Origin of the sequence: Dactylosporangium aurantiacum (assembly GCF_000716715.1) — a bacterium.
GTDB classification, from domain to species: domain Bacteria; phylum Actinomycetota; class Actinomycetes; order Mycobacteriales; family Micromonosporaceae; genus Dactylosporangium; species Dactylosporangium aurantiacum.
Map to the genome: position 1 here is coordinate 86,951 of NZ_JNYJ01000033.1, position 7,081 is coordinate 94,031.

The window sequence follows — 7,081 nt, forward strand, 5'->3', positions numbered from 1 at the left end:
ATAGGATGCACGCGGATATCGCGACGCACGGGCTGTCAGTGACCCTTGTCGCCGGCGGCGCGCTGCCGCGGTACGCGTACACGGTGGGACTCAAGGACGTGACCGGATCCGAGCTGATCATGTGCGGGGCGTACCAGTACACGAGCGCCCAGGTGCACCAGATCATCAACGCCGTCGGGAGCGCACTGCGCGCAGATCCGGCGACCACGTCGCTGGTCGTCGGCGCGGCGGGTGTGTTCAGGTTGCGACCCGTTCACAGCAGCTGGAGCCGGCCGCTCGCCCTCGGCGCGCAGGACTTCTTCGGCACCGACGACGTCCGCTGCTCGCAGGTCGTCCCGGACCTGGACCATATGACCGACGACGTGCCTGACATGACCGTCGAATGGGCCGCGGACCGGGAGCCGGCCTGGCAGTGGATCCACCGGCCGTGGGATCTTCCGGTCGCGCGCACCGCCGTCGTCACGACCAACCTTCCGGCCCTGCGCGGCACGCCTGTCACGGAACTGGCGCGCTGGGAGGACGACGAGTGGGAGATGTTCGCAGGTAACGGTCCTGACGTGATCGCCGAGGACGTCCGCGTCGTGCCCTTCGGCACGATGGTGGGTCTCGACCCGTCCCTCACCGCCGCCGCCGGCGTCAGGATCGGCGAGGGCCTGTGGCGTGACGGACCCGGATCCGCCTGGCACCCGTGGCGGCGCCGTGAGTCCTGACACCGCGCCGATGACGTCGTCGTCCCGATCTCAGGCAATGTTCGCCGCCGCGGCACGGGGAGCACGTGGGTGGGCGTGCGGTCCTCAGGCCTGCCGCAGGATCGCCACGAGGAAGTCGGCGTCGGGGGTGAACGGGCGCAGGTCCCAGGTGGACAGCAGCACGTCGGGGGCGAGCCCGGCCGCGGCGGCGTCGGCGAGGAAGGTGTCGAAGTCGTAGCCGCGGCCGGCGCCGAACCCGGTCACCACCCGGCCGGCGCCACGCAGGTGCGCCCGCATCCGGCGCAGCACCTCCCGGCGGGTGTCCGGGGCGAGGAACGTCATCACATTGCCGGCGCAGACCACCACGTCGAAGCCCTCGGCGATGCCCTGCGCGGGCAGGTCGAGCTCGGACAGGTCGCCGACCAGCCAGCGCGGCCCGGGATGGTCCTCGCGCGCCGCGGCGACCAGCACCGGGTCGAGGTCGACGCCGACCACGGCGTGCCCGGCCGCGGCGAGCAGCCCGCCGACCCGGCCGGTGCCGCAGCCGGCGTCCAGCACCCGCGAGCCGCGCGGCAGCATGGCGTCGATCATGCGGGCCTCACCGCCCAGGTCGGCGCCGGCGGCCGCCATCGACCGGAACCGGTCGATGTACCACTGGGAGTGGCCCGGGTTCGCCTCGATCGACGCCAGCCAGCCGTTACGCTCCGTCACGCGTGGTCCCTCCGTGCTCATCGGGGTGCCACCGCGGGCGGCAGCAGCGTGCCCACCCGGGCGCGCACCGCCTCCACGGCGTCCCAGTCCGCGGCGCTGAGGTCGATCAGCGCGGCGGGGAACACCCCGTCCTGCTCCTTCAGTATGTGATCTCGCAGCGTGTCCAGTGCCGCGAGGAGCCGCTGCGGCCATTGCGGGTCGGCGGGTGTACCGGCGGCGGCCTCGCCCAGGACCGCCTCGATCCGCCGGTGCTCGGACTCCAGTGCCGCGACCTGGTCGGGGAACTCGCCGACGAGCGCCGGGAACAGCCCGTGCTCCTCGACCTCGGTGTGCGGGCCGAGCACCGCGGCGATCCGCCGGGCCACGGCCGCCATACCGGCGGTGTTCCCGCCGTCGTGCGCCCGGCGGACCTCGCCGATCAGGTTCACGACCGCGTCGTGTTCCCTGGTCAGCTCGTCGATGACGGCCAGCGACTGGCAGCCGCAGTACTCACACATGCCTCCAGCCTCGCCCGGCGCGGGCGCCACGACCAGGGACCTTGGTCCCGAAACGGGGGCCGCCGGGCCTACGACGCCAGCCGCCGGCTCGGGTGGTGGACCGGCCGCACGAGGGTCGCCGCGCCGTCGGGCTCGTTGATCTGCGACCACACCTCGTCGAGGGAGAGGCCGAGGACGTCGGCGATCGCCGCGATGGTCGAGAACGCGGGGGTCGCCACCCGGCCGGACTCGATCTTCCGGAGGGTCTCCGGCGACACGCCCGCGTCGAGCGCGGTGCTGAGCATCGACCTGGTCCCGCGGGCCCGTCGCAGGAGGGCGCCGAGGCGCTGTCCCCGTTCGACCTCGGCGGGGCTGAGCGGCAGTCTGACCATGGCTGCGATTCTAATACCGGGATAACATGGCCGGGATACTTATTGGCACCGCGAGGAAGACGCCGCATGATCGAGATCATGAACCCGACCCAGCTGCTGCGCGCGAAGGACACCGGCGCCCTGGTCGCCGACATCCTGCAGGAGCTCAAGCAGCGCAGCACGGTCGGCACGAACCTGCTCGACATCGACCGGTGGGCCCAGGCCATGATCGTCGAGGCCGGGGCACTGTCCTGCTACGTCGACTACGCGCCGTCCTTCGGCCGCGGGCCGTTCGGCCACTACATCTGCACCTCGGTCAACGACGCCGTGCTGCACGGCCGCCCGCACGACTATTCGCTCGCCGACGGCGACCTGCTGTCGCTCGACCTCGCCGTCTCCCTCGGCGGCGTGGTCGCCGACTCCGCGATCAGCTTCGTCGTGGGCGAGGCCCAGCCGGCGGAGAGCCTCGCGATGATCGACGCGACCGAGCGGGCGCTGCGCGCCGGGATCGCCGCGGCCGGCCCCGGCGCCCGCATCGGCGACATCTCCCACGCCATCGGCACGGTCCTCAGCGCCGCCGGCTACCCGATCAACACCGAGTTCGGCGGCCACGGCGTCGGCACCACGATGCACCAGGACCCGCACGTGTCCAACACGGGGCGGGCCGGCCGCGGGTACACGCTGCGCCCCGGGCTGCTGCTGGCGCTGGAGCCGTGGATCATGGCGGACACCGCCAAGCTCGTCACCGACGCCGACGGCTGGACCCTGCGCAGCGCGACGGGCTGCCGCACGGCGCACAGCGAGCACACGATCGCCATCACCGACGACGGCGCGGAGGTCCTCACCCTGCCGAAACACGCCCGCGCGGCGGGCTGACCGCCGAGCGCCACCCACGTCTGACGAGTGCCACCCGGACGGCGCGGGCGGCCCGGCCGTACACACGAGGGGGCGACGCGCCGAGGGACCGGTACCATCCGAGGGACCACAGCCGCGTCGATCCCAGGGACGGTCCTGTCACGTGTTGCAGCAGCCGGAATTCGGCCGGCGGCTTCGCCAGCTGCGAATGGAGCGGGGCAAGTCGCAGGCCGACCTGGTCGGGCTCGGCATGTCGGCGGCCTACCTGTCCCGTCTCGAGTCCGGGTCCCGGGAGCCGACCGCACGGGCGGTGGAGTACCTCGCCGAGGCCCTCCAGGTGCCCGTCGAGGCGTTCGACGACCTGGCCGGGCCGAACCTCGCCGACGTGCTCGGCATGGTCTTCACCTCCAGCGACGCGACCCGCGCCGCCGAGGCCCGCGACCTGCTCACCGCCGCCCTGGACGGCACGCCCGGCGCCGACGCCACGACCCGCTGGCTCGCCCTGTCCGAGCTGGCCCGGCTGTACAACATCCTCGGCGACCACGAGCGGGAGCGCGACACGCTGGTGGAGGCGTGCGCGATCAGCGACGAGCTGAAACGCCCGGCGCTGCAGGCGCAGGCGCGGCTGCAGCTGGCCCGCTGCTACCGGCACCTCGGCGACGCCGCCGCCACCCGCGACACGGTCCGCGAGGCGCTGCGGCTGGGCGAGCGGCACCAGTTCATGGTCCCGCCGTCGGACCTGATCCGGGCCCGCCTGATGCTCGTCTCCGCCGAGGCCGAGCTCGGCGACATCACCGAGGCCGCCCGCCTGTCGGCCGAGGTGTGCGACAGCCTCACCACCGAGCGTGGCGCCCTCGCCGCCGAGGCGTACTGGACGGCGGCGACCGTCGCGACGTGGCAGCGCGACTACCCGCGGGCCGGGACCCTCATCGACGCGGCGATGGCCGCCATCGACGCCCGCGACGACATGGTGCTGTGGATCCGCATCCGGCTCGCCGCGATCTCCCTGGCGCTGCAGGCGTCGCCGCCGCGCATCGACGAGGCGCAGTCGCTGCTGGACGTGGTCGCGCCGGCCCTCGCCCTGGTCGGCACCGCCCGCAACCGGCAGGAGCACCTGTACCTGCAGGCGCAGCTCGCCTACCACCGCGGCGAGCTGGAGCGGGCCGCGCTGCTGGCGAAGGAGGCCCTCGCGGTGCCGAGCCTGATGGCGTTCCGGGACCAGGTGATGCTGGAGGCCCTCGACGGGCGCGTCGCGATGCGGCTCGGCGAGCGCGACGCACTGGCCCGGCTCACGGCCCTCGCCGAGCGCGTGACGGCGATGCACATGCCGGAGGTCGCCGCCGACATCTGGCGGGCGATCGCCATGACCGCCACCACCGAGGACTGATCCCCCCGCCGTCGCATGACGACAACGTGGGCATCCCGGCGATGCGTGCGGCCGACCCGCCCGTCATAGGTGCACCGGGACGTCGATCACCCGGATCGGCTCCTGGTGCCATGCCGCCAGCAGACCGTTGACCACCTCGACGGTGGCCGTCCAGCCGGCGCGGCCACTCAGGCCGGCGGCCAGCAGGGTCGACGGGACCTGCCCGGCGCGCAGCAGCTGCTGCCAGCCCGCGACGTCGAGCTGCAGATACTCCAGCGCGGGCAGTGCGGTGACGGCGGGAAGGTCCGCGACGGCGGCGGATTCGGTGATCAGGGTGCGCAGCCGGTGGCCGGCCAGCACGGCCAGGTCGAACGGCGCGGCCGCGGCTCTGACGTACAGCACCTCGGTCATCGGCCGGACGTCGGCGATCGTCTTGCCGCTGCGCGATCCGACCCGCACCAGCAGCCCGCCGTCCGGACCCAGCTCCGCCAGGGTCGCGGGCCGGTCGGCGAGCTGTCGCGCAGCGCGGTCACGAACGCCCGCCAGGCCTCCGGCTGGAACAACGCAGGGTCGATCATCGCCTGAGCGTAGGCGGCGGTGGGGCACCCCGGCCTGCCGCCACGTCGAAGCCGCCGCCCGGCCGATTGTGACGTGGTCGAGCCGCACAGCGGTGGCGGCGGGGGCGCATCAGGGGCATCGTCGGAGGTTATGCGATCTTTTCACCACGTGCGGATGGTGGCGTTGCTGGTCGGCCTCGGTCTCGGGTTGACGGCGTGCGGCGGAGGCTCCGCGCCGAAGGCCTCATGGTCAGGGGCGCCGGCGTCGGGCCAGCAGCCGGCCGGGGCCGCGTCGCCCTCGGTGTCGCCGGCGCCCAGCGGTAAGCCGGTGCATGTGCGGCTGTACGAGAAGGACGGCGCGACGTACGGCGTCGGCATGCCGATCATCGCGTACCTGTCGGCGTCGATCACCAGCGCCAAGGACTTCGACGCGGCGACCGAGGTCACCGTCAACGGCGCGCCGACCGAGGGCGCCTGGTACTTCCAGAAGTCCACGATCTACGCCGGCTACCCGATCGAGGCACATTACCGCCCGGCCGAGTTCTGGCCGGCGCACGCCGAGGTCGCCATGAAGCTCGACACGAAGGGAAAGTCGGGCGGGACCGGGCTGGTGTACGACAACAGCTTGACCCTCGACATGAAGACCGGCCCGGCGAACATCGGCAAGGTCGACGGCAAGACCCTGCGGATGGTCGTGACCTCCGACGGCAGGCAGGTCTTCGACTTCCCGGTGTCGCTGGGCAAGGCGAGCACTCCCACGTTCAACGGCACCAAGGTGGTCATGGAGAAGAAGGCCGTCGAGCACATGGTCGGCGACGGCTACGACGAGCAGGTGCCGTGGTCGGTACGCGTCACCAACTCCGGCGAGTACGTCCACTCGGCCAGCTGGAACGGCGGCAACATCGGCCAGCGCAGCACCTCCCACGGCTGCACCAACCTGACCGAGGCGAACGCCAAGGCGTACTTCGACTTCGCCCAGGTCGGTGACCCGATCACCTACACCGGCACCGGCGGCCCGACGATGCCGACCTGGGACGGGTACGGCGACTGGAACGTGCCCTGGAACACCTGGCAGGCGGGCGGCGCGGTGCCGGCCAACTGAGCCGCTCCCGCACCGCTGTCGCATCGACGGGCCGCCGTCGAGGACGCGGCGGGGTCAGACCGGCCGGACCTCGGCGAGTCGCCGCTTCGAGTAGTCGTCGTCCCAGCAGACGGCGGCCTCCCAGGCGGCCGAGGCCTGCGCGGCGATGTCGTGCGCGACGTCGTCGAGGCCGGCGGCGTTGCCGGGCAGCCGGGCGAGGTCGAGGGCGGGCACGTCGACGTGCGCCTCGTCCCAGTCGATCAGGGCGACCCGGTCCGCCGTCAGGAGGATGTTGCGGGGGTTGGGGTCGCCGTGCACGACGCGGGTCGGGCGTCCGGCGAGCCGGGCCCACGCGGCCCGGCAGCGGGCGACGCCCTCGGCGGGCATCGCGCCGAGGTCGACCTTCGTGCCGGTGTCGGCGTGCAGCAGGTCGGTCGACGAGCGCCAGCCCGGGCGCTGCGGCCAGCCCCGCGTCAACCGGTGCAGGTCCCGGAGCGTGCCGGCCACGCGACGCCAGTCGGCCGGCGTCTCGGGCGGCCCGCCTTCCAGGTGGGTCATCACCACGAGGCCGTCGGCGAACAGGCGGCCGTCCCTGGTCGGGATCGGCACCGGCACGGTCAGGCCTTCCCGGTCGAGGTACCGCAGGAGCCCGGTCTCCCACGCAAGGTCGGCGTCGCTCCTGCCGCCGAGGCGGCCCACCGCGAGGCGCCCACCGACGCGCACGGTCCACACGTCGTTGGCGACGCCGCCGCTCAGTGGTTCGATGCGAGCGGCGTCTCCGCCCCACTGCGCGAGTGCCTCCCAGCCCATCGGCCACATGCTACGTGCTCCGGCAGACGGGGCCGGCCCCGCAGGACCGGCCCCCGTCGTTGCCGGCTATCCGGTGAAGGTGGCCGTGATCTGCGTGAACTGCCAGTTGTTCTGGGCGATGCCGCTGCAGTTGGACACCACGCCACCGCCGGGGCAGGGCCGGTC

The 7,081-nt window shown here is 73.2% G+C and carries 9 protein-coding genes; 4 read left to right on the plus strand and 5 right to left on the minus strand.

Going from position 1 to position 7,081, the window contains the following annotated elements:
* Nucleotides 1-5 precede the first annotated feature (5 nt).
* A complete protein-coding gene (locus tag OP18_RS32110) occupies nt 6-710 on the plus strand; it encodes a DUF4262 domain-containing protein (RefSeq protein WP_279327213.1) in 705 nt (234 codons plus the stop codon).
* A gap of 84 nt (nt 711-794) precedes the next feature.
* On the opposite strand, the gene OP18_RS32115 is transcribed toward OP18_RS32110, so the two are convergent.
* The 3 genes from OP18_RS32115 to OP18_RS32125 all read right to left on the minus strand — a co-directional run bounded on the left by OP18_RS32115 (nt 795) and on the right by OP18_RS32125 (nt 2,268).
* A complete protein-coding gene (locus OP18_RS32115) occupies nt 795-1,400 on the minus strand; it encodes a class I SAM-dependent methyltransferase (protein WP_033362850.1) in 606 nt (201 codons plus the stop codon).
* A 17-nt stretch (nt 1,401-1,417) separates the two neighbouring features.
* Complete coding sequence (locus OP18_RS32120) at nt 1,418-1,897, minus strand: hemerythrin domain-containing protein (RefSeq protein WP_033362851.1); 480 nt, start codon at nt 1,895-1,897, stop codon at nt 1,418-1,420.
* A gap of 68 nt (nt 1,898-1,965) precedes the next feature.
* Nucleotides 1,966-2,268, minus strand: a complete 303-nt coding sequence (locus OP18_RS32125) for a helix-turn-helix domain-containing protein (RefSeq protein WP_033362852.1) — start codon at nt 2,266-2,268, stop codon at nt 1,966-1,968.
* Between the two features lie 66 nt (nt 2,269-2,334).
* Between OP18_RS32125 and map the strand changes: the two genes are divergently transcribed.
* Together map and OP18_RS32135 are read left to right on the plus strand one after the other, a co-directional pair.
* The gene (gene map, locus OP18_RS32130; RefSeq protein ID WP_033362853.1) at nt 2,335-3,123 is read left to right on the plus strand and encodes a type I methionyl aminopeptidase; all 789 of its coding nucleotides are present in this window, start codon (nt 2,335-2,337) and stop codon (nt 3,121-3,123) included.
* A 142-nt stretch (nt 3,124-3,265) separates the two neighbouring features.
* Nucleotides 3,266-4,489: a helix-turn-helix domain-containing protein gene (locus OP18_RS32135; protein WP_033362854.1), complete on the plus strand. Its 1,224-nt coding sequence runs from the start codon at nt 3,266-3,268 to the stop codon at nt 4,487-4,489.
* A 63-nt stretch (nt 4,490-4,552) separates the two neighbouring features.
* Here the strand turns inward: OP18_RS32135 and OP18_RS32140 are convergent, their stop codons facing one another.
* Nucleotides 4,553-4,927: a hypothetical protein gene (locus OP18_RS32140; protein WP_033362855.1), complete on the minus strand. Its 375-nt coding sequence runs from the start codon at nt 4,925-4,927 to the stop codon at nt 4,553-4,555.
* Between the two features lie 426 nt (nt 4,928-5,353).
* On the opposite strand from OP18_RS32140, the gene OP18_RS32150 reads away from it, so the two are divergent.
* Entirely contained in the window at nt 5,354-6,127 is a 774-nt protein-coding gene (locus OP18_RS32150) for a L,D-transpeptidase (RefSeq protein ID WP_156089951.1), read from the plus strand.
* Nucleotides 6,128-6,181: 54 nt separating this feature from the next.
* On the opposite strand, the gene OP18_RS32155 is transcribed toward OP18_RS32150, so the two are convergent.
* Complete coding sequence (locus OP18_RS32155; RefSeq protein WP_033362857.1) at nt 6,182-6,916, minus strand: phosphotransferase enzyme family protein; 735 nt, start codon at nt 6,914-6,916, stop codon at nt 6,182-6,184.
* Nucleotides 6,917-7,081: the final 165 nt, after the last annotated feature.